Raw genomic sequence first — 19,551 nt, 5'->3', positions numbered from 1 at the left:
TAATGCTGGATCACAGCTCGCAGCCTGCGGCAGCGACTACCGGTCAGTCACGCGTAGAGTTGCCTACAAACCGCCCCAGTCGTTGCTTGAGACGCTGGTTCTCGGCGCGCAACTGCTGCACCTCCTCGATCAGGTCCAGCGCCAGGGCGACGCCTTCCCACTCAAGCTCCAGGTCTTTATGCAGCTTGGCCGCACGTTTTGCGATGACCAACTCATAGTCTTCAAAACGCCACGCATCCGGAGCGTGGCCCTGAGGTTCGATAATTCCGTGTTCGACAATCTCTATCACGTAAGTGGCCGGGATATTGGCCTCTTCGCAGAACCTTTCCATGTCCAGCTGAACGATCAGGGTGTTGCTCATGATCAGTTACTCCATTGGGCTCTCGGATCAAATGCCGCTTTGTCGGCGAGTTCTTGCCACAAGGCTTTGGTGGCCTCGTCGCTTTCTTTGGGCATGACCACTTTCAATTGGGCATACAAATCACCGCGCTGGCCTTTCTTGTCCACCAGGCCATGACCCTTGATGCGCAAGCGATGACCTGTCTGGCTGTCGGGGCGCACAGTCATCATCACTTTGCTGGTCAGGGTCGGCACGGGCACTTTGGTCCCTAGCGCGGCTTCCCACGGTGCGACCGGCACGGTGATGATCAAATCATGACCTTCCACGTCGAACTTCGGATGCGGCGCGAAACGAATGATCAGGTATAGATCACCATTGGCTGCGCCGCCTGCACCCGGCCCACCCTGGCCTTTGAGGCGGATCCGCTCACCGTCGGTAACACCGGCCGGGATCTTCACGTTCAGGGTTTTGCTGACACCGCCAATCTGGAAGCTGATCGGCTTCGACTCACCCGACAGGGTTTCTTCAAGGAAAATCGGCAATTCCATTTCAACATCCTGACCGCGACGGCCTGCACTACGGCCAGACTGGCCACCAAAACCGCCTCCGCGCGAACCGAAGATCGAGCTGAAAAAGTCTGAAAAATCGCCAGCGTCCTCGAAGCCACTGCTGGAGTGACCCTGCCATCCGGGTGGGCCCTGAAATGGCTGACCATGCTGGCCATATTTGCGAATTTCGTCGTATTCAGCCCGTTTTTCGGGGCTTTTCAACGCTTCATACGCCTCGTTGACGTCCTTGAACTTCTCTTCGGCGTCTTTTTCTTTACTCACATCCGGGTGGTATTTGCGTGCGAGCTTGCGATAGGCGGTCTTGATCGCCTTGTCGTCAGCCGTGGGCTCGACACCCAGGATCTTGTAATAGTCTTTGAAGTCCATGTAAGGATCACCATCCGTTATCAGAAACGCGCCGCTCAGCGCCCAGAATGCTCGGTTTGCCTGGTCTGCACATTGACCGACCTCAACCCTGTGACCGTGCAGCGCTGCGAAAATGTTCGATAGCTTTGGAGCTACCACGCCAATGTCTGGAAGTTTGGGGATGAAGGATAGTCTTTCAAGAGGATTAAAACCTGCGAATTAACGAATGGTCGCGCTTCGGTTATGTGAGCGACTGACATACACTGCGCGGCCGTTTTTTTAACCGGAACATGATCGACATGAAAAGCGCCACTCCAGCACGTGCCTGCGGCATCGACTTCGGCACGTCCAACTCCACCGTCGGCTGGCTGCGTCCAGGCGTGGAAACCCTTATCGCGCTGGAAGACGACAAGATCACCCTGCCCTCCGTGGTGTTCTTCAACATTGAAGAACGTCGCCCGGTGTATGGACGTCTGGCGCTGCATGAGTACCTGGAAGGCTACGAAGGCCGCCTGATGCGCTCGCTCAAGAGCTTGTTGGGCTCCAAGCTGATCAAACACGACACCAGCGTTCTGGGCACGGCCATGCCGTTCAAAGACCTGTTGGGCCTGTTTATCGGCCAGTTGAAAAAACGCGCCGAAACCACCGCTGGTCGGGATTTCGAAGAGGTGGTGTTGGGCCGCCCGGTATTTTTCGTTGATGACGACCCTCTGGCCGACCAGGAAGCCGAAAACACCCTGACCGACGTGGCCAGGGCCATCGGTTTCAAGGAAGTGTCCTTCCAGTACGAACCGATTGCGGCCGCTTTCGACTATGAGTCGACCATTGAGCGCGAAGAGCTGGTACTGATTGTCGACATCGGCGGGGGTACGTCCGACTTCTCGCTGGTACGCCTGTCACCCGAGCGTCGCGGCATGGACAACCGTCAGGACGACATTCTGGCCACTGGCGGCGTGCACGTTGGCGGGACCGACTTCGACAAACAGCTCAGCCTGCAAGGCGTAATGCCGCTGTTTGGCTACGGCAGCCGCATGAAAAGCGGTGCCTACATGCCCACCAGCCATCATATGAACCTGGCGACCTGGCACACCATTAACTCGGTCTACGCTCAGAAAACCCAGATTGCACTGAACAGCATGCGTTACGACATCGTCGACACGGGTGGTATCGACCGTCTGTTCAAATTGATAGAACAGCGTGCCGGTCACTGGTTGGCGATGGAAATCGAAGAAACCAAGATCGAACTGACCCACAACGACAACCGCCATTTACCGCTGGATCGGGTAGAGGCCGGGTTGAGCGTTGATTTGAGCCGGGTAATGTTTGAAGCCGCCATCGACAACCAGCTGGAGCGTATTCGTAACAGCGTGACCCAGTTGCTGAACAGCGCCGGTGTGGGTGTCGAGGACGTCGACACCGTGTTCTTCACCGGGGGTTCGAGCGGTATCCCGGCGTTGCGCCAGAGCGTCTCGGCCATGCTGCCAAATGCCCACCATGTTGAAGGCAACATCTTCGGCAGCATCGGTAGCGGCTTGGCGATTGAAGCTAAAAAGCGGTATGGCTAAGGGCAGCTGTAAGCTTTAAGCGGCAAGCGGCAAGTAAAGGCAAAAGCACAAGCAACACCGTGCACTGCTCTTAACGTGTCGCTTGCAGCTTGTAACGTGCAGCTGCCTCCATCACACCAATTCCAATTGCTTCAACTCACTTTTCAAATACGCGTAATAGATCGGCCCAGCCACTACGCCCGGCAGGCCGAAGGCTGCTTCGAATACCAGCATCGCCAACAGCAATTCCCACGATTTGGCACTGATCTGGCCGCCAACGATTTTGGCGTTCAGGAAGTATTCCAGCTTGTGGATAACAATCAGATAGCCCAACGCCGCCACCGCCACCCAGATCGACAACGACAGGCCGACGATGGTGATCAGGGTGTTTGAAATCAAGTTGCCGATGACGGGCAGTAACCCCAGCAAAAAGGTCAACATGATCAGCGTCTTGGTCAACGGCAGGTGCACGCCGAACAACGGCAGCACCACGGCCAGAAAGATCCCGGTAAACACAGTGTTGAGCAGTGCGATCTTGATCTGCGCAAACACAATGTTGCGAAACGCACGCACCAACAGGTGAAGACGATCAAACATCGCAGCCGCCAGCGGCTTGCGTCGACTGATATCAGGGATGCGTTGCAACGCGATGATGGCGCCCAGCACCATGCCGATCAGCAACGTCACAAACATGTGCGCCGCATCTTTGCCAACCAGTTGCAGGTCACTCAGGTGTTTGTTGGCCCATGCCCCAATGGCGACACGGAACTCAGCAGCACTGGCCGGCAAATAGCTGTCCAGAAACGGCGGCAACTGCCCGCGCGCCCGGTCGACCACCGCCATGAACTTATTCAGTGAGGCACCGGGGTTTTCGGCCTCATGCAGTAAAAAGCTGATCGCACCCGCAAAGATCAACGCCAGCACGCTGACCACCACTGTGCCCAGCAGGGCCACGGCCAGCCAGCGTGCCCGGCGCCCGGCAATCAGGCGCTGGAGTTGTGGCGTGAGCATGTTGACCAGCTCGTAAACCAGCAAACCGGCCAGCAAGCTGGGTAACAGCCTTAATGGAAAAACCAGTAATAAACCGATAGCAATGATGATGTAACTGGCCAACAGGATGTGACGCTGAGAAAACGATGGCATACAGCCTCAAAACGAGCAGCGCGAAAGGATGGGCAGTCTGCCAGCCTTCGTCCGGCAGCACTACACAATGTGATGGTTGGCGGGCAGCCCACAGGAGCCACTGACGCTTATTTGTTCTTCAAGCACTCGCTCATGAACGTTTTACGCGCGTCACCTTTGAGCGCCTGAGTGGTGGCGGTGGCGTTGCAGGTTTTCATTCTTTCTTGCGGCGAGGTCGGCTTGGCTTTCAGGCAGGCACTCATAAACGCTTTGCGCTCATCGCCCTTTAGGGTTTTAGCGCTGGCGTCAGCGTTGCACGAAGTCATTTTGTTTTGCTGGGTGGTGTCGGCAAAACTGTGGGAGCACAGCACCAAACCCATCAGCAGAAAAGGAACACGCAACATCTTCATGGAGTTTTCTCCTTAGGGCCGCACCGAATGGCCGCGGGCTTCTCAGCAGTGTAGCCAAACTCTGTTACTTGCCACTTCGATAAAACTTTCTGCTCGCGCTGAACTCACAGCCTATGAACCGACGTTGCCTACAGAGCGATGCGGCAACCTGATGAGTGAGGAGATTGAAATGACCGACATAAAACTGTCCGATAAACAAACCCTGCGCGATCGTGCCCGCAAGAACGTCGAAGAAGGTGCTGTGACACCGGGCTACAGCGCTGACCGTGAAGAAATCATCCGCTTGCTCAACGAGTCGCTGGCCACCGAGTGGGTGTGCGTCCTGCGATACAAGCGTCATTACTTTATGGCGGACGGGATCAAAGCGCACGTGGCGGCGGAGGAGTTTCTGGAGCACGCCAATCAGGAAATGCAGCACGCTGACAAGCTGGCCGAGCGCATCGTGCAACTGGGCGGCGAACCGGAGTTCAACCCTGACCTGCTGTCCAAAAATTCGCACGCGCAGTACGTCGCGGGCAAGAACTTGAAAGAAATGGTGTACGAAGACTTGGTTGCCGAGCGCATTGCGGTCGACAGCTACCGAGAAATCATCCAGTACATCGGCGACAAAGACCCCACCACGCGTCGGATCTTCGAAGAAATTCTCGAGCAAGAAGAAGAGCACGCTGACGATATGGCTGATCTGTTGAAGGGTCTATAAAAGCTACCCTCACCCTAACCCTCTCCCAGAGGGAGAGGGGACTGGCTTGTGGTGTATCAAATATCTGTTTTTACCTTTAGCCCCCCTCTCCCTTGGGAGAGGGGGGCTGATTTTTGCCGTAATGCAGCTCTGCTTTTGCCTTTAGCCCCCTCTCCCTCCGGGAGAGGGCTGGGGTGAGGACAGGCTTATTTCACCGTCTTCGGCACTTTGCCCTGCTGCATTTGCTGCAACAGTGGTGCGCATTCATTAGGCTCCCCACCACTCGGCGCAATCAAAGCCAGCAACCCTGCCGCCGGACCTGCAATCACACCCAACGCCACCATGCCAGCACCGCGCAACAACAAGGGCACCGCCTGGACGCCAGCGGACGGATTGCCAAATGTGCCGCGTACATACAACGGCGAACGCAGCGAAAACACCCTGAACCCCTTCGATTCAGGCGTGATCTTCAAGTCCAATTGCTCTGTGGCAAAGTTGGCGGTGCCATCGATGTAAATAATCGCGTTCTCTGTATCGAACACAAATAACTGAGACGTCGCCAGGCCGTTCTTGATCCCGAAGTCCGCGGCGGCGCAGTTGATCTTCACGTCTTCGTCACCAAAGATCTTGCCCACCACGTAGTTACCCACGTTCAACCCGGCGATTTCCATCAGGCTGCGGCTGATGGCGCCATCGTTGATGATCATCTTCAAGCCACCATTGGCCGTGCCCAGCAATTTGGCCACTGAGTTGCCGCGCCCTGAAAGATGAGCATCCCCATTCAGCTCGCCAAAGCTGGTTTTCATCGGTTCAAAGGTCGGGAACAACTGCTTGAGCTTGAAGTTACGTGCTGTCAGTTTGGCCCGCCCTTCCAGCGGAGTATTTCGGCCATTGAGGCGGATTTGCGCGTCCAGCTTGCCGCCCGCCACGCCGAAACGAAGGGGTTCAAGGCTCAATTCACCGTTGTTCAGCACCACATGGGTGAACAGATCGGTAAACGGCAATTCGGCGCTCTGCACGATACGTTTGCCGGTGAACTCCACATCGGCGTCCATGTCTCGCCAGCGCTCAGTGCGGAACTCCTCGACAGGTAACACTTTGCCCGCAGGCTGTTTGCTCGCTCCGCCTCGGGCTTTTTGCTCTGAGTTGGTGTCGGCGCCAATCAACGGAGCCAAGTCAGCCATCAATAACTGGTTGGACACCAACTTGCCGGAGAGCTTTGGCCGTGGCTGACTGGCCGCGTATTTCAGGTCGCCATGAATATCGCTGCTGCCAATCTTGCCGTTGAAGTTTTCATAGGTGAACACGGCACCGCCCGGTTCATGCAGCTTGGCAATCAGATGGCCATCCGTGGAGTAAGGCGGCGAATCGGGTAAGGTCACACCCGTCAGCGGGTAGAGGTTGCTCAGGCTGCTACCCGCCAGCTTGAGGCGTAAATCCAGTGCTCCCAGATTCAGTGGGTCAGTCAGCGTACCCGCCAAGGCCACTTTAGTATCGGCAATGCTGACCTGTGCTTGCAGCGGGAACGGCCTGGCGGCGTCCTGCAACGCCAGCAAACCGCCAATTTTGCCAGTGCCATTGAGTTTCTGGCCGTGATACTCCCCGTTCACCTTTAAAGCAAAGGCATAGTCTTGCGGGGCCGCGCCCTTTTCCTGAGCTTTTTTCGCTTCCTTTTCCCCGACGATCTCACTGAACGGAATCGGCTTGCCCAACGGATCAATGACCACATCCAACCGCGTCCTCAAGGTTTGGTCGTTCAGGGTCACGTGACCTTTATCGAAACCAATCGCCCCAATGTCCACCGTCCAGTCTGAAGGTTTGGCATCGGGGTCTTTCGGATCGAAGGTAAAGGTCCAGTTGGCCCTGCCGTCAGCCAAACGCTCAAGGTTGGCACTGGGCTCAGTCAAGTCGATGCGCGGAATGGCCACCGTCTCGGTCAATAACGCCAGCGGTGACACGCGCGCTTCAACCTTCTTGAGGCTGGCCATTTGCGGGTTTTTCGACCACTCGGGATTGCCCAGGGTAATGTCTTCAGCAATCACATGGGGCCACGGCACCCACGCCCGCCAGCCTCCCTCACCCTCTTCGCGCTGCCAGCGCACGGCCAGGTTGCCATTGATAGCAAAGGGCCGATGAAGAATGTCGGACACTTTGGTGTTGATTGTGGGCTTGATGCGGTTCCAGTCGAAGGTCGCCAGGATCACCACCAGTACGGCCACCAACAGGAAGAAAATACCGATAACCCAGGCAAGGGTTTTACGGGTGCGCGTCATATCACGACTCCTTTCATGCAACTGAACGTCCTTATTAAGACGTTATTAAGGTACGACTGACAAACAGGGCTCAAGGTTTAACCCGACCTTCACTTTCGTAAAAAAAACATGGAAGAGGCCCGGACTAGAGCAGTTGAACCTGGACAATCAATTGTGTTGATTATCACCATTGGCCTTATGAACTTTGATCTTGAGAAGGCAAGCGTAGCATTGGCACCCTACCTACTTGATTGCACTGCTACGGAGTACCCTCATCATGAAACGCCCTGTCTTGTTTGGCCTGAGCCTGTCACTGCTTGCCTTTAACGCCTTTGCGATGCCCGCCGAAGACGAACCTACGCCCATGGTACAGCCTGCCTCCAGCACCTTGAGCCAGCCCCTGAACCCAATTGCTGAAGACGGTGCTCAACGCACGCTGGATCAGCAAAACCGTGTGGCTGAAGATGGCTACGACCGCACCAAAGGCAGCACCTTTGTCGCCGAAGGTGGCGCTGATCGTCTGGCTGAAAGAAATCAACGTGCGAGTTAATACCGACGCCAGCGGCCACCCGGCTTATTGAGCAACACAGCGTTCGACGTCATCAAAGCCGATTTGCTAGAGTGCGCCGCTGTACTTGTCTGGAATACCAGCCCCGATGCTGCCCCGCGCCGAACAGAAGCAACAAACCCGCCTCGCACTGATGGACGCTGCCCGCCACCTGATGGAATCGGGACGCGGCTTTGGCAGCCTGAGCCTGCGTGAAGTCGCCAAAACGGCTGGCATTGTACCCACCGGTTTTTATCGCCATTTCAGCGACATGGACCAACTGGGCCTGGCACTGGTCAGCGAGGTCGGCCAGACCTTTCGCGAAACCATTCGCCTCGTGCGTCACAACGAACTGTTTATGGGCGGCGTGATTAACGCCTCGGTGCGTATTTTTCTCGATGTGGTTGAAGCCAACCGCTCTCAGTTTCTGTTTCTGGCCCGCGAGCAATACGGTGGCTCACAGCCGGTTCGCCAGGCCATTGGCGCCCTGCGCGAAGACATTACGCTGGATTTGGCCACTGACTTGGGCTCCAAACCCAAATTGCGGCATCTCAATCATGCCGGGCTGACCGTCATTGCCGATCTGGTCGTTAAAAGCGTGTTCGCCGCCTTGCCGGATGTCATCGACCCGCCCGCCCAGATGCTGCCCGATTACTTGCAGCCTCAGGCCAAGATCAGTCAGCAACTGCGTTTTATCTTTATCGGGCTTAAACATTGGCAAGGTCTGGGCAGCACCGAATAACCCCTCAGGCGCACCTTTCTGGTGCGCACGCAAGCTAATCACGCACCAGCTTTGACCTTGTCGCACCCTTCCGAGGCTTTTTTCCTACACATTTGCACCACACCAGCAGGTTGGCGCGGCCTTTGCTCTGCTCAAAGCATTGTCATTCGCAGGAAGCCTTCCGATGTTGGTGATTCATCGCAGAGTTCAACCCCACCCCGTGTGGAGCGCCGAGTTACACCTGCACTTCGAAGCCCGCAGCAAAAGCCGCCTGCGCTGTTTCAGCAGCGACGGCGAAGATGTCGGCCTGTTTCTTGAGCGCGGTCAATCGCCTTTGCATGACGGCGAGTTTCTTCAGGCTCAGGACGGGCGCATCGTGCGGGTTTGCGCCAGCCCCGAAAAACTGTTGCACGTCACGTGCAGCAATGCCTTTGAGCTGACTCGCGCTGCCTATCACCTGGGCAACCGCCACGTCGCGCTACAAGTAGGGGACAGCTGGCTGCGCTTGCTTGATGACTACGTGCTCAAGGCCATGCTTGATCAGCTGGGTGCCCACTGCGACACCATCGACGCCCCGTTTCAACCGGAGCATGGCGCCTATGGCGGCGGTCATCATCACTCAAGAGCCGGTGAAGAAGATTTCAACTATGCCCCGCGTCTGCACCAATTTGGCGTGCGTTTGTGAACCCTGCCTGGGCGCTGCTGCGACTGGCCAGTCCACAGCTGCCCATTGGGGGTTACAGCTATTCCCAAGGGCTGGAAATGGCCGTCGACACTGGCCGCGTCGTCGACCCGGTGACGGCCAGCCGATGGATAAGCGATCAGTTGTTGCTCAATCTGGCGCGCTTTGAAGCGCCACGGTTGCTGGCGCATTGCCAGGCAGCGGCAGACGAAGATTGGGAGCGCTTGCAGCGCTTTTGCGACGAACACCGTGCCAGCCGCGAAACTCGGGAGCTGTATCAGGAAAGTCGACAAATGGGCTATTCCTTGCAGCAACTGCTCACGGGCCTGCCCGAACTGGACGACCCTGCCCGCCTCTTTCTCAGCCAACAGAACGAGCCCCATCTGGCCCTCGGCTGGGCCTTGGCGGCGCGTACCTGGGGCATCAGCCCACAGGACGCACTGGCGGCCTGGCTGTGGAGCTGGCTGGAAAACCAATTGGCGGTGCTGATGAAAACCTTGCCGCTGGGTCAACAAGCGGCCCAGCGCATGACCAGCGAGCTGTCACCCGCGTTGCAGCTGGCTCAACAACACGCCAGCTGTCTTGATTTGAACCACATGGGCAGCGCCGCGTTTGGCCTGTCATTGGCGAGCATGGCCCATGAGCGCCAGTACAGCCGTCTGTTTCGTTCCTAGGAGATGTCATGAACACACAACCTTTACGCGTGGGCATCGGCGGCCCGGTAGGCTCCGGCAAAACGGCCCTGACCCTGGCCCTGTGCCTGGCCCTGCGCGACAAGTACAACCTGGCCGTCGTGACCAACGACATCTACACCCGCGAAGATGCTGATTTTCTGGTGCGCAACGAAGCGCTCGCGCCTGAGCGCATCATCGGCGTTGAAACCGGCGGCTGCCCGCACACCGCCATTCGGGAAGATGCGTCGATCAACCTTGAAGCGGTCGACCAATTGAATCGGCGGTTTCCAGGTCTGGATCTGATTTTGGTGGAATCGGGTGGGGATAATTTGTCCGCGACCTTTAGCCCGGAGCTATCAGACCTGACCATTTACGTGATCGACGTGTCGGCTGGCGACAAGCTGCCGCGCAAGGGTGGGCCGGGAATCTGTAAATCAGATTTGCTGGTCATCAACAAAATTGACCTGGCGCCGCTGGTCGGTGCCTCGCTGGAGCTAATGGACAGCGACACGAAACGCATGCGCGGTGACAAGCCTTTTGTGTTCAGCAATCAAAAAACCGGCCACGGGCTAGAAACCATCGTGGCGTTTATTGAACGTCAGGGTTTGTTGGTTTAAATCCGAACCTGTCGCCGCTGCCGCAGGCTGCGATAGGGGCCGAAGGACCTTCACGTTTATTTAAAAACAGGGTCGCTGCGCAACCCATCGCAGCCTGCGGCAGCGGCTACAAGTTTTGCGTGTATCATGTCGCGCAAACGCCCCAGCCGTGACGACGCCCGCCAATGCCCGATGTAGCCCGCACCACCTTTGCGCCTGAATTGACCGCCACTTTTGCGGCCGTGCAGCAGCATTTCCGTCAGGTCATTGTGCCGCTCTGGCAAGGCCCGGGCTGGAATGCCGAGCTGGCCTTACCCTACGAGGCGCTCAGCCCCGAGCATCGGCCGCTCCCGCCCCAGCGCTATCGGGCTATGGCCTGCGCCCGTCAGTTGTATGTGTTTTCCAGCCTCATCGGCGACCCGGCCTTCCCTGCTGCTGCCGAGCGCGCAGCCGATTTGTTTCGCTCGCTGCAAAGCCGCTTTCATGACGCCGAACACGGTGGCTGGTTCTACAGCATCGATCCCCACGGGGCGCCGCTGGACACACGCAAAGACCTCTACACCCACGCCTTCATCATCTTCGCCTGTGCTCATTACTGGGCCAAAGTACGCGAGCCGATGGTGGAGTCAGCGCTCAATGCCGCGTTACAAGTGGTTGCAGAGCGTTTCAGTGACGGCAAGGGCTTGTACGAAGCCAACCTCAATCAGGATTGGTCCTCGCTGAACACCGGCCCGCTGCAAAACCCGCTGATGCACTTGGCCGAAGCGTTTCTTGCCACCTTGTCCGTGCGTGACGATGCCGCCGTGCAATCCGCCTTGTTGGCACTGGCCGACGGTATGCAGCAGCGCTTTATCGAGCCTGTGCATAACGTGATGCTCGAAAAACCGTGTGGGGCTGTGGATAACTGGTTTGAGCCGGGGCATCAGTTCGAATGGCTGTATCTGCTGGAATCGTCGCCTTTGTTGCGTTCAGGGGCTTTGCACGGGTCTCTGGATCGTGCGTTCGACTTTGCCGAGCAGGTAGGCGTCGATCCTGAAAGCGGCGCTGTGTGCGGGATGCTGGCGCCTGATGGCACGCTGCGCGATGGCACGCAACGCATTTGGGCTCAAGCCGAGTACGTGCGCGCCCTTACGTTGCGGCCAGACAACCTGACGCGCTTGCAACGCCAGTTGCGGGCGTTGCAGCAGCAGTTTTTGCATGCCGGGGGCTGGTACGAGTGTCGGGATGCCGAGGGCAACATTAGCCGCGAAGACATGCCGTCGACCACGCCTTATCACCTGGCGACGTGCTACAGCGGCTTGGCGCAGTTTTTCGGGTAAGGCAAAACCCTCACCCTAGCCCTCTCCCAGAGGGAGAGGGGACTAAAAGCCAAAGCAAATCTTCAGAATGACCCGGGTCAAGCGCCCTCTCCCCATGGGAGAGGGTTGGGGTGAGGGGCTTACCGACTCAAGCAATCCACTTGCGATCCCCGGTAAAGCTGATGGTCAGCCAACGCGCACTGTCCCCCGGCCCCAGCAACGCGGAAATTTCTTCGCGCAGCGCATCAAGGGTGTTGATGCTCGTCAGAGCAAAACCCCTTGGCAGTACGATGTGAATTTCGATAAAGCGCGCCCGCCCATGCTTCTGCACATAGGTTTTGTAACCCTCAAAACCGTGGCGCGCCGACATTTCTTCCAGCACTTCACGCACCTTGTCATCGAGCCGATCCGGGGCAATGCCCAACACGTCACGCAAGGCCGGCTTGAGGATTTTGAACGCTGGCGCCAACATGCTCAGCGCCAGCAAGATCAAAATCGCGGGGTCAACGTAAGCCGCCCATTGTGCATAACCTTGCTGTTTCAACACCAAGGCCGTGACAAAACTTATCAACAGGCCCACCGACAACATGGCGTCCACCAGCCAACTGATGTTGTCGAACTGGATCAAGGTGGATTTGAGCTTGAGGTTTTTTCGCCGTACCCAAAAGTAGTAGCCAAATTCGATCACGGTAAACACCGCCGCGTAGGCGATGACCAACCCCAGTTCAATATCACGTCCGCCATTGATGATGCCGAACACACCATTGAGAAAGGCATAGATCGCAATCAAAAACAGGAAGCTGCCTTCGATCAACAGCACCATCGGCTCAAGGTGCCAGAAGCCGAACTGGAAACGCTGATTGCTTTCTTTGGCGATCAATTGCGCCGTAATCAACATCAATACTTTGATAAAAGTCGCGATCAGCGAGAAAAACCCGTCAAACAGGATGGACTCAGATCCCGATACAAAACCCGTCACGATGCCAGCAACGGCCACCGCAAACATTAAAACAGTCGACTGCTTGAGCAATTTCTGCTCACCACGGTTACTCACACGAACTCCTTTCAGCCCCGTTGAATGCGACCTCCTCAGGAGGCCGCGAGTGGGCTGCCAGGCGCGAGTTTACTCCTTGGCGTGACGTTCGATGGCAAAACCGCTCCAGGACTGCGTCACAGGCATCAGTTCAAGACGGTTGATGTTGATGTGCGCCGGGGTGTTGAGCACCCAGAAAATGGTCTCTGCAATGTCTTGCGGCTGGATCGGCTCCGCCCCTTGATAGGTCGCATCGTAGCGCGCCTTGTCGCCGCCAAAACGCACCATCGAGAACTCGCTTTCACACAGACCCGGCTCAATGTTGCTGACCCGCACCCCCGTGCCCTGCAAGTCACAACGCAGGTTCAGGGAAAACTGCTTAACGAATGCCTTGGTGCCGCCATACACATGGCTACCCGGGTACGGATAGTTGCCTGCCACTGAACCCAAATTGATGATCCCGGCACCCCGACCATAGGCAATCAGCCGTGGCAGCAACAGGCGAGTCGTGAATATCAAGCCTTTGATATTGGTGTCGACCATGGTTTCCCAGTCGTCCAGATCGCACTTGGGCGCAGGGTCAGTGCCCAGTGCCAGCCCGGCATTGTTGATCAGCCCCCGCAATGTGCTGAACGAGGGTGGCAAATCGGCAATCGCGGCCTCCATCGCCGCCCGGTCGCGCACATCCAGCACCAGCCCGTGCACTTCGGTCTGTTTGGACAGTTCTTCACACAACGCCTTAAGACGCTCTTCGCGTCGCCCCGTCAGCACCAGTTTCCAGCCTGCCTGCGCAAACCTGCGTGCACACGCTTCACCAAATCCGGAAGTCGCGCCCGTAATAAACAGGGTGGAAGTCATCGTGTTCTCCTTGGCTGGCGGGCTTTGGCCGCCGTTGAAATAGACGCTGAGCAGCATGCCCCGACTGCGTTCGGGCGGCAACCCGACCGCGCTAAATGCTCCCGGACTGTACGAAAAACAACCAATCGCTGCCAGCCCACGTTTTACATAGGCTGGAGCACTGTGCACTCACCTTATCCACAGGCCCGTCCACAGTCTTTGGGGGCAAGTCAAAAAGCTGCAAGCTGCTAGTTACGCGGGGTCCAGAGATTCTTACCGGGTTTATGACTTGACCTTTATACGCCGAATATGCAAACGCCCCAAAAAGGTGCGCAAGGTTAACGTTCAGGAGATAGCCAGAAGCCAGCAATTACACCGTCTAGCGCATTCTTTCCAGAGTTTAACCACAGACTTATCCACAGGCTGCGCAAACATTTAAGAAGGGCTATATAACTGAATAAATCTGTTGACAAATAATCCAGACAGCTTGGTAAAAATCACTGTACGAAAAATAGCCACACCGCTAAACGCCTTATATATAAAGGCCTGCAGCCAACTACTCCCACGTTACCCACAGGCACCTCCACAGCAAACGGGGACAAGTCAAAATGATGACAAAACAGCGATTTACAGCGGCTTTATGTCGCGCTTTCGTAGGGTTGCAATATTGTTTTCCACAATTTCAGGCGCGATAAAAAAGCCCCTGAAAAGGGGCTTGTTTACCTGTGGTTAATGCCCGCCTAAATAGGCGTTACGCACCTCGTCATTGCTCAACAGCTCTTTACCCGTGCCGGTCAATCGGATCTCGCCGTTAACCATCACGTAGGCACGGTCTGAAAGGCGCAGGGCATGATTGGCATTCTGCTCGACCAGAAAAATCGTCATCCCGGTTTTCGCCAACTCACGCAGGGTGCCAAAGATCTGTTTCACCACAATCGGTGCCAATCCCAGACTGGGTTCATCGAGTAACAACAACTTGGGCCGGCTCATCAATGCACGGGCGATGGCGAGCATTTGTTGTTCGCCACCCGACATGGTCATGGCCCGTTGAGTACGTCGTTCTTTCAAACGCGGAAACAGCTCGAACATACGCTGCATGTCTTCCGTGGCGTATTTGTCGCCAATGGGGATGGTGCCCATCAACAAGTTCTCTTCGACGGTCATGTCCGGGAACACCCGGCGCCCTTCCGGCGATTGAGCAATGCCGTGAGAGGCAATGTAATGCGAAGACTTCTGAGTGATGTCCACACCCTGATAGAGAATCTGCCCGCCGCTGGCCCGAGGCTGGCCGAAGATCGACATCAGCAGCGTGGACTTACCCGCACCGTTGGAGCCGATCAAGCTCACCGTTTCGCCCTCCTCGATGTGCATCGATACTTTTTTCAGGGCCTGAATCGGCCCGTAGTGAACGTCGAGCTCCTTGAGTTCGAGGATCTTGTCCGTCATACCAGCTCCTCTTCATCGGCGCCCAAGTAGGCGGCAATCACTTTGGGATCGTTACGAATGGCATCAGGCCCACCCTCAGCGATCACGTTGCCGTGGTCGAGCACCACAATGTGATCGGAGATGCTCATGACCATGCCCATGTCGTGTTCAATCAGCACGACGGTCAAGTCATGCTCGTCACGCAATAAACGAATCATCCCGCTCAGCGCTTCTGTCTCTTGCGGGTTGAGACCGGCTGCGGGCTCATCCAGGCAGATGATTTGCGGCCGCGTGCACATCGCCCGGGCGATCTCCAGGCGCCGTTGCTGACCGTATGACAGCTCACCGGCCAAGCGGTTGGCGCAGTCCACCAGGTCAACCACTTCCAGCCAGTAGAAGGCATGGTCTAACGCGTCGCTTTCGGCCTTGCGATAGCCTTTGGTGTTGAGAATGCCCGCCAGCATGTTGCGGTTGACCCACATGTGCTGCGCGACTAATAGGTTTTCCAGCACCGACATTTCCTTGAACAGCCGAATGTTCTGGAACGTCCGCGCCAGCCCCGCCCGATTGACCAAATGGGTGCCCCCGAACATTTTGTAATACAGCCGACTGGCAAACGCCTTGGGTGACACAAAGTCGGTCAAGCGGAACGGCTCGCCCAGCAGCTTGATCACGTTGGTGCGGGTGCCACGGGCATTGACTTCAATCTGGCCACCGCTGGCTTTGTAGAAGCCGGTCAAGCAGTTAAACACGGTAGTTTTACCCGCACCGTTGGGGCCTATCAGGGCAAAGATTGAGTTGCGCTTAACCTTGAGGCTCACATCGCTGAGGGCTTTGATGCCACCAAAATGCATCATCAATTTATCGACACTCAGCACCACTTCGTCGTGTTTGGCGAGATCGGTCATGGCGCGACTCCTTTACGTGGTGTAACCCCGACACGGCTGATGCGAATCAGGCCTCGCGGTCGCCAAATCATCATCAACACCATCAACACACCAAACAGCAGCACCCGGTATTCCGCAAAGCTGCGCAGCAACTCCGGGGCAACGGTGAGCACAAAGGCCGCTATCACTACGCCCACCGTCGAGCCCATACCGCCGAGCACGACTATCGCGAGGATCAGCGCCGACTCGAAAAAGGTGAACGAGGACGGGTTGACGAAGCCTTGATAGCTGGCGAAAAACACGCCCGCCAGTCCCGCTGTCGAGGCGCCGAGGGTAAAGGCCGATAGCTTGACCAGTACGTGGTTCAAGCCCATGGAGCGGCAAGCAATTTCGTCTTCGCGCAGCGCTTCCCAGGCCCGGCCGATCGGCATGCGGGTCAACCGATGCTTGATGTACAGCACCAGCAGCACCACCAGAAACAGCACGATGTAGATAAACAGGAATTTGATATTGGGGTTGTAGTCCAGGCCGAAGAACTCATGGAACGGCACGCCGCCTTCCTTGGCACGACGACCAAACTCCAGGCCGAAGAACGTCGGTGACGGCACCGGCATGCCGTTAGGCCCACCGGTAAACGACAGCCAGTTGTTGAGTACCAGACGGATGATTTCGCCGAAGCCCAGCGTCACGATGGCCAGGTAGTCGCCGTGCATTCGCAATACCGGAAACCCGAGAATGCACCCCGCCATCGCCGCCGCAATCGCCGCCAGCGGCAGCACCGACCAGAAACCCAGCCCCAGATACTGATACCCCAAAGCCAGGCCGTAGGCACCGATGGCATAGAACGCCACGTAGCCCAAATCGAGCAAGCCGGCCAAACCGACCACGATATTCAACCCAAGGCCGAGCAATACGTAGATCAGCCCCAGAATCACCACAGTCAAAATGTATTTATTGGCAAAAAACGGAAAGACGATCGCAATGACGATCAACAACGGAATGATCCAGCGCAGCCGCGATTTGTAATCCGGCGGCAGCACATGAACGCCAGAGCCGCTGGATTCAAAACCCTGAAGAATTTTCAGCCCCTTGGAGGTCTGTAAAAACAGGCTTAAAAGGAAACGCCCCAGCATCACAATCGCTACCAGCCAACCGACCCGTGCCGGTTGCAAGTTAAAGCTGTAACCGTCGAGCACCACGCCCACGATAGGGCCAAACAGAATCAAAGAAATCAACCCGGCAAGGATCGAGTCGACAACGCTTTTTTTGATATCAATCGGTTTATTAATGGCTGCAGACATACTCACACCTTCGCCACAAGTGGACGACCCAGCAGGCCTTGGGGACGGAAAATCAGAATCAGCACCAACAGGGAGAAACTGAACACGTCTTTGTAGTCAGAGTTGACCAGACCGGCAAACAGCGACTCGGACACCCCCAGAATGATGCCGCCCAACATGGCGCCGGGCAGAGAGCCGATACCGCCCAGTACCGCCGCGGTGAAGGCTTTGATACCGATGATAAAACCCGCATAAAAATCGAACGTGCCGTAGTTCATGGTAATCAGCACACCGGCCAATGCCGCCATGGCAGCACCGATCACAAACACATAGGAAATCACTCGATCCGTATTGATCCCCAGAATGGAGGCCATTTTGCGGTCTTGCTGCGTGGCGCGACACATGCGGCCCAGTTTGGTGTTCTTGATGATGTAGGTCAGCAACCCCATGCCGACGAAGGCTGCAACCAAAATAAAGACTTTGGTGTAGGTCAGTTGCACAAAGCCCGTGCCAATATCGACGCGCCAGGCGCCGCTAAGCAAGGTCGGAACGCCTTGCTGGCGTGAACCCTGAGCAATTTGTACGTAGTTCTGCAAGATCAAAGAAATACCGATGGCACTGATCAGCGGTGCCAGTCGTGTGGAGTTGCGCAGCGGTTTGTAGGCCACGCGCTCAATCACCCAGCCATAGACGCCGGTGACCACGACCGTGAAGATCAAAGTGCCCAACATCAGCAGCGGGAAGGATTCGATACCGAAATACGCCAGCAGAGCCAGACTGATTGCCGCCAGGTAGGCAGAAATCATGTACACCTCGCCATGGGCGAAGTTGATCATGCCGATGATGCCGTAGACCATTGTGTAGCCGATGGCGATCAGGCCGTAGACAGACCCGAGGGTCAGACCGTTCAGCAGTTGCTGCAGGAAGATACCGTCCATAACGCAATCTCACACAGGTGAGCCTTTGCGCAAACCCAGACCTGCCACACCGTCAGCAGACAGTTTTGACAGGCCGGATAAGCGCGACTCTTGGAAAAGATGACAGGTGTTGCAGATGCTCCCTGAGACTGATCAGTAGCCAAGCGCCGATCAGTCGAGGGACTCATCTCACTTCTGTTTTTCCAACTGGTGATACTTGCCGTCTTTGTCCCACTGGTACACCACGTAGTCAGAGACTTTCAGGTCGCCTTTGTCGTCCCAGGCTTTTTCGCCCATCACCGTTTTCACCGGGTTAGCTTTGAGCCATTTGGCAGCGTCCTCGCCCTTGTTGGACTTGGCGCCATTGAAGGCGTCTGCCAAGGCTTGAACCGACGCGTAGGCATACAGGGTGTAGCCTTCTGGCTCGGTGCCGGCTTTGCGGAATGCGTCCACCACTTCTTTACTCTCTGGCAGCTTGCGCGGGTCTGCACCGAAGGTCATGTACACACCGTCGACGTATTGCGGGCCGCCCGCGGTCGCTACCAGTTCATCGGTGACAACACCATCATCGGACATGAACTTGACGTCTTTAAGACCCGCCTCACGCAGTTGACGCACCAACGGGCCCGCCTCTGGGTGAAGGCCACCGAAGTACACGACATCGGCGTCTTTGGAGCGGATCTTGGTCACCAGAGCGCTGAAGTCTTTTTCACCCCGGGTCAGGCCTTCCTCAAGAATGGGCTTCACGCCGCGCTTGGTCAGTTGCGCACTGGTAGCATCGGCCAAGCCTTTGCCGTAGGTGTCTTTGTCATTGATTACCGCCACTTTCTTGCCTTTGAGCACGTCGACAATGTAATCCCCCGCCACAATGCCTTGCTGATCATCGCGCCCACACATGCGGAACATGGCTTTCAAACCACGCTCGGTGACTTGCGGGTTGGTTGAGCCTGGCGTGATTGCAATCACTCCCGCATCGTCATACACCTCCGATGCCGGAATAGTGTTCGACGAACAGAAGTGGCCGACAACGCCAATCACCTTGTCCTGATCGACCAGACGGTTTGCCACCGCCACAGCCTGCTTGGGCTCACAGGCATCATCGCCTGCCACCAGCACAATTTTTTCACCGTTAACCCCACCCTTGGCGTTAATGGCATCTGCCGCCGCCTGCGCACCCTTCATGTACTGCTCACCAAATGCTGCGTTGGCGCCGGTCATGGGACCTGCCACACCGATTTTCACATCAGCCTGAACAAACGAAGAAACGCCCAGCGCAGCAGCCACTGCGAGGGCTAGAAAACCTTTTTTGTAGAACATCTGCGACATGAGGTGGTGCTCCTGAGGTTTTGTTAGATGGCACTTCGACTTCACGTAAAGCGCAGAGCAAGCCGCG

20 protein-coding genes are annotated in these 19,551 nt (G+C 56.6%); 8 read left to right on the top strand and 12 right to left on the bottom strand.

Going from position 1 to position 19,551, the window contains the following annotated elements; genetic code table 11:
• Positions 1-43: 43 nt before the first annotated feature.
• A complete protein-coding gene (locus ACI7MX_RS04525; RefSeq protein WP_405585284.1) occupies positions 44-361 on the bottom strand; it encodes a chaperone modulator CbpM in 318 nt (105 codons plus the stop codon).
• A gap of 2 nt (positions 362-363) precedes the next feature.
• Positions 364-1,275, bottom strand: a complete 912-nt coding sequence (gene cbpA, locus ACI7MX_RS04520; protein WP_122785037.1) for a curved DNA-binding protein — start codon at positions 1,273-1,275, stop codon at positions 364-366.
• Between the two features lie 278 nt (positions 1,276-1,553).
• On the opposite strand from cbpA, the gene ACI7MX_RS04515 reads away from it, so the two are divergent.
• Positions 1,554-2,819 carry an Hsp70 family protein gene (locus ACI7MX_RS04515; protein WP_405585280.1) on the top strand — a complete coding sequence of 422 codons (1,266 nt, stop codon included), beginning with the start codon at positions 1,554-1,556 and terminating at the stop codon, positions 2,817-2,819.
• A 111-nt stretch (positions 2,820-2,930) separates the two neighbouring features.
• Here the strand turns inward: ACI7MX_RS04515 and ACI7MX_RS04510 are convergent, their stop codons facing one another.
• Together ACI7MX_RS04510 and ACI7MX_RS04505 are read right to left on the bottom strand one after the other, a co-directional pair.
• The gene (locus ACI7MX_RS04510) at positions 2,931-3,941 is read right to left on the bottom strand and encodes a hypothetical protein (RefSeq protein WP_314484487.1); all 1,011 of its coding nucleotides are present in this window, start codon (positions 3,939-3,941) and stop codon (positions 2,931-2,933) included.
• A 107-nt stretch (positions 3,942-4,048) separates the two neighbouring features.
• Complete coding sequence (locus tag ACI7MX_RS04505; RefSeq protein WP_314484491.1) at positions 4,049-4,330, bottom strand: PsiF family protein; 282 nt, start codon at positions 4,328-4,330, stop codon at positions 4,049-4,051.
• Between the two features lie 169 nt (positions 4,331-4,499).
• Between ACI7MX_RS04505 and ACI7MX_RS04500 the strand changes: the two genes are divergently transcribed.
• Entirely contained in the window at positions 4,500-5,030 is a 531-nt protein-coding gene (locus ACI7MX_RS04500) for a ferritin-like domain-containing protein (protein WP_314484494.1), read from the top strand.
• 185 nt (positions 5,031-5,215) lie between these two features.
• On the opposite strand, the gene ACI7MX_RS04495 is transcribed toward ACI7MX_RS04500, so the two are convergent.
• Positions 5,216-7,282 carry an AsmA family protein gene (locus tag ACI7MX_RS04495; protein ID WP_405585275.1) on the bottom strand — a complete coding sequence of 689 codons (2,067 nt, stop codon included), beginning with the start codon at positions 7,280-7,282 and terminating at the stop codon, positions 5,216-5,218.
• 256 nt (positions 7,283-7,538) lie between these two features.
• Here ACI7MX_RS04495 and ACI7MX_RS04490 point away from each other — a divergent pair, with 256 nt between their 5' ends.
• From ACI7MX_RS04490 to ACI7MX_RS04465, 6 genes are all read left to right on the top strand, one after another.
• Positions 7,539-7,811 carry a hypothetical protein gene (locus tag ACI7MX_RS04490; RefSeq protein WP_122785042.1) on the top strand — a complete coding sequence of 91 codons (273 nt, stop codon included), beginning with the start codon at positions 7,539-7,541 and terminating at the stop codon, positions 7,809-7,811.
• A 106-nt stretch (positions 7,812-7,917) separates the two neighbouring features.
• Positions 7,918-8,550, top strand: a complete 633-nt coding sequence (locus ACI7MX_RS04485) for a TetR family transcriptional regulator (RefSeq protein ID WP_314484500.1) — start codon at positions 7,918-7,920, stop codon at positions 8,548-8,550.
• A gap of 163 nt (positions 8,551-8,713) precedes the next feature.
• A complete protein-coding gene (gene ureE / locus ACI7MX_RS04480; protein ID WP_314484503.1) occupies positions 8,714-9,214 on the top strand; it encodes an urease accessory protein UreE in 501 nt (166 codons plus the stop codon).
• Positions 9,211-9,885, top strand: coding sequence for an urease accessory protein UreF (locus ACI7MX_RS04475; RefSeq protein WP_405585270.1), 675 nt, complete (start codon positions 9,211-9,213; stop codon positions 9,883-9,885). Before ureE ends, ACI7MX_RS04475 begins: the two co-directional genes overlap by 4 nt.
• Before the next feature lie 8 nt (positions 9,886-9,893).
• Positions 9,894-10,502, top strand: a complete 609-nt coding sequence (gene ureG, locus ACI7MX_RS04470; protein ID WP_314484508.1) for an urease accessory protein UreG — start codon at positions 9,894-9,896, stop codon at positions 10,500-10,502.
• A 164-nt stretch (positions 10,503-10,666) separates the two neighbouring features.
• Positions 10,667-11,800, top strand: a complete 1,134-nt coding sequence (locus tag ACI7MX_RS04465) for an AGE family epimerase/isomerase (RefSeq protein ID WP_405585267.1) — start codon at positions 10,667-10,669, stop codon at positions 11,798-11,800.
• Positions 11,801-11,927: 127 nt separating this feature from the next.
• On the opposite strand, the gene ACI7MX_RS04460 is transcribed toward ACI7MX_RS04465, so the two are convergent.
• The 7 genes from ACI7MX_RS04460 to ACI7MX_RS04430 form a co-directional block, all read right to left on the bottom strand.
• Positions 11,928-12,833: a cation diffusion facilitator family transporter gene (locus ACI7MX_RS04460; RefSeq protein ID WP_405585264.1), complete on the bottom strand. Its 906-nt coding sequence runs from the start codon at positions 12,831-12,833 to the stop codon at positions 11,928-11,930.
• 69 nt (positions 12,834-12,902) lie between these two features.
• Positions 12,903-13,670 carry an SDR family oxidoreductase gene (locus tag ACI7MX_RS04455; RefSeq protein ID WP_405585261.1) on the bottom strand — a complete coding sequence of 256 codons (768 nt, stop codon included), beginning with the start codon at positions 13,668-13,670 and terminating at the stop codon, positions 12,903-12,905.
• A 708-nt stretch (positions 13,671-14,378) separates the two neighbouring features.
• Positions 14,379-15,095, bottom strand: a complete 717-nt coding sequence (locus tag ACI7MX_RS04450; protein WP_314484519.1) for an ABC transporter ATP-binding protein — start codon at positions 15,093-15,095, stop codon at positions 14,379-14,381.
• Positions 15,092-15,982, bottom strand: a complete 891-nt coding sequence (locus ACI7MX_RS04445) for an ATP-binding cassette domain-containing protein (RefSeq protein ID WP_314484522.1) — start codon at positions 15,980-15,982, stop codon at positions 15,092-15,094. Before ACI7MX_RS04445 ends, ACI7MX_RS04450 begins: the two co-directional genes overlap by 4 nt.
• Complete coding sequence (livM, locus tag ACI7MX_RS04440; RefSeq protein ID WP_314484526.1) at positions 15,979-17,262, bottom strand: high-affinity branched-chain amino acid ABC transporter permease LivM; 1,284 nt, start codon at positions 17,260-17,262, stop codon at positions 15,979-15,981. The genes ACI7MX_RS04445 and livM overlap by 4 nt, the downstream gene beginning before the upstream one ends.
• A gap of 2 nt (positions 17,263-17,264) precedes the next feature.
• The gene (locus ACI7MX_RS04435) at positions 17,265-18,179 is read right to left on the bottom strand and encodes an ABC transporter permease subunit (protein ID WP_122785052.1); all 915 of its coding nucleotides are present in this window, start codon (positions 18,177-18,179) and stop codon (positions 17,265-17,267) included.
• 168 nt (positions 18,180-18,347) lie between these two features.
• Complete coding sequence (locus ACI7MX_RS04430) at positions 18,348-19,484, bottom strand: branched-chain amino acid ABC transporter substrate-binding protein (protein ID WP_314484529.1); 1,137 nt, start codon at positions 19,482-19,484, stop codon at positions 18,348-18,350.
• Positions 19,485-19,551 lie beyond the last annotated feature (67 nt).

This window comes from Pseudomonas sp. 2024-210 (genome assembly GCF_045062345.1).
In the GTDB taxonomy this organism is placed as follows: Bacteria; Pseudomonadota; Gammaproteobacteria; order Pseudomonadales; family Pseudomonadaceae; genus Aquipseudomonas.
The sequence above is the reverse complement of the archived record's forward strand: the minus strand, read 5'-3'. Positions and strand labels throughout refer to the sequence as shown.

Coding starts and splice junctions, on each gene's coding strand:
- ACI7MX_RS04525 (WP_405585284.1), bottom strand. CDS start 361: ATGAGCAACACCCTGATCGTTCAGCTGGACATGGAAAGGTTCTGCGAA.
- cbpA (WP_122785037.1), bottom strand. CDS start 1,275: ATGGACTTCAAAGACTATTACAAGATCCTGGGTGTCGAGCCCACGGCT.
- ACI7MX_RS04515 (WP_405585280.1), top strand. CDS start 1,554: ATGAAAAGCGCCACTCCAGCACGTGCCTGCGGCATCGACTTCGGCACG.
- ACI7MX_RS04510 (WP_314484487.1), bottom strand. CDS start 3,941: ATGCCATCGTTTTCTCAGCGTCACATCCTGTTGGCCAGTTACATCATC.
- ACI7MX_RS04505 (WP_314484491.1), bottom strand. CDS start 4,330: ATGAAGATGTTGCGTGTTCCTTTTCTGCTGATGGGTTTGGTGCTGTGC.
- ACI7MX_RS04500 (WP_314484494.1), top strand. CDS start 4,500: ATGACCGACATAAAACTGTCCGATAAACAAACCCTGCGCGATCGTGCC.
- ACI7MX_RS04495 (WP_405585275.1), bottom strand. CDS start 7,282: ATGACGCGCACCCGTAAAACCCTTGCCTGGGTTATCGGTATTTTCTTC.
- ACI7MX_RS04490 (WP_122785042.1), top strand. CDS start 7,539: ATGAAACGCCCTGTCTTGTTTGGCCTGAGCCTGTCACTGCTTGCCTTT.
- ACI7MX_RS04485 (WP_314484500.1), top strand. CDS start 7,918: ATGCTGCCCCGCGCCGAACAGAAGCAACAAACCCGCCTCGCACTGATG.
- ureE (WP_314484503.1), top strand. CDS start 8,714: ATGTTGGTGATTCATCGCAGAGTTCAACCCCACCCCGTGTGGAGCGCC.
- ureG (WP_314484508.1), top strand. CDS start 9,894: ATGAACACACAACCTTTACGCGTGGGCATCGGCGGCCCGGTAGGCTCC.
- ACI7MX_RS04465 (WP_405585267.1), top strand. CDS start 10,667: ATGCCCGATGTAGCCCGCACCACCTTTGCGCCTGAATTGACCGCCACT.
- ACI7MX_RS04455 (WP_405585261.1), bottom strand. CDS start 13,670: ATGACTTCCACCCTGTTTATTACGGGCGCGACTTCCGGATTTGGTGAA.
- ACI7MX_RS04450 (WP_314484519.1), bottom strand. CDS start 15,095: ATGACGGACAAGATCCTCGAACTCAAGGAGCTCGACGTTCACTACGGG.
- ACI7MX_RS04445 (WP_314484522.1), bottom strand. CDS start 15,982: ATGACCGATCTCGCCAAACACGACGAAGTGGTGCTGAGTGTCGATAAA.
- livM (WP_314484526.1), bottom strand. CDS start 17,262: ATGTCTGCAGCCATTAATAAACCGATTGATATCAAAAAAAGCGTTGTC.
- ACI7MX_RS04435 (WP_122785052.1), bottom strand. CDS start 18,179: ATGGACGGTATCTTCCTGCAGCAACTGCTGAACGGTCTGACCCTCGGG.
- ACI7MX_RS04430 (WP_314484529.1), bottom strand. CDS start 19,484: ATGTCGCAGATGTTCTACAAAAAAGGTTTTCTAGCCCTCGCAGTGGCT.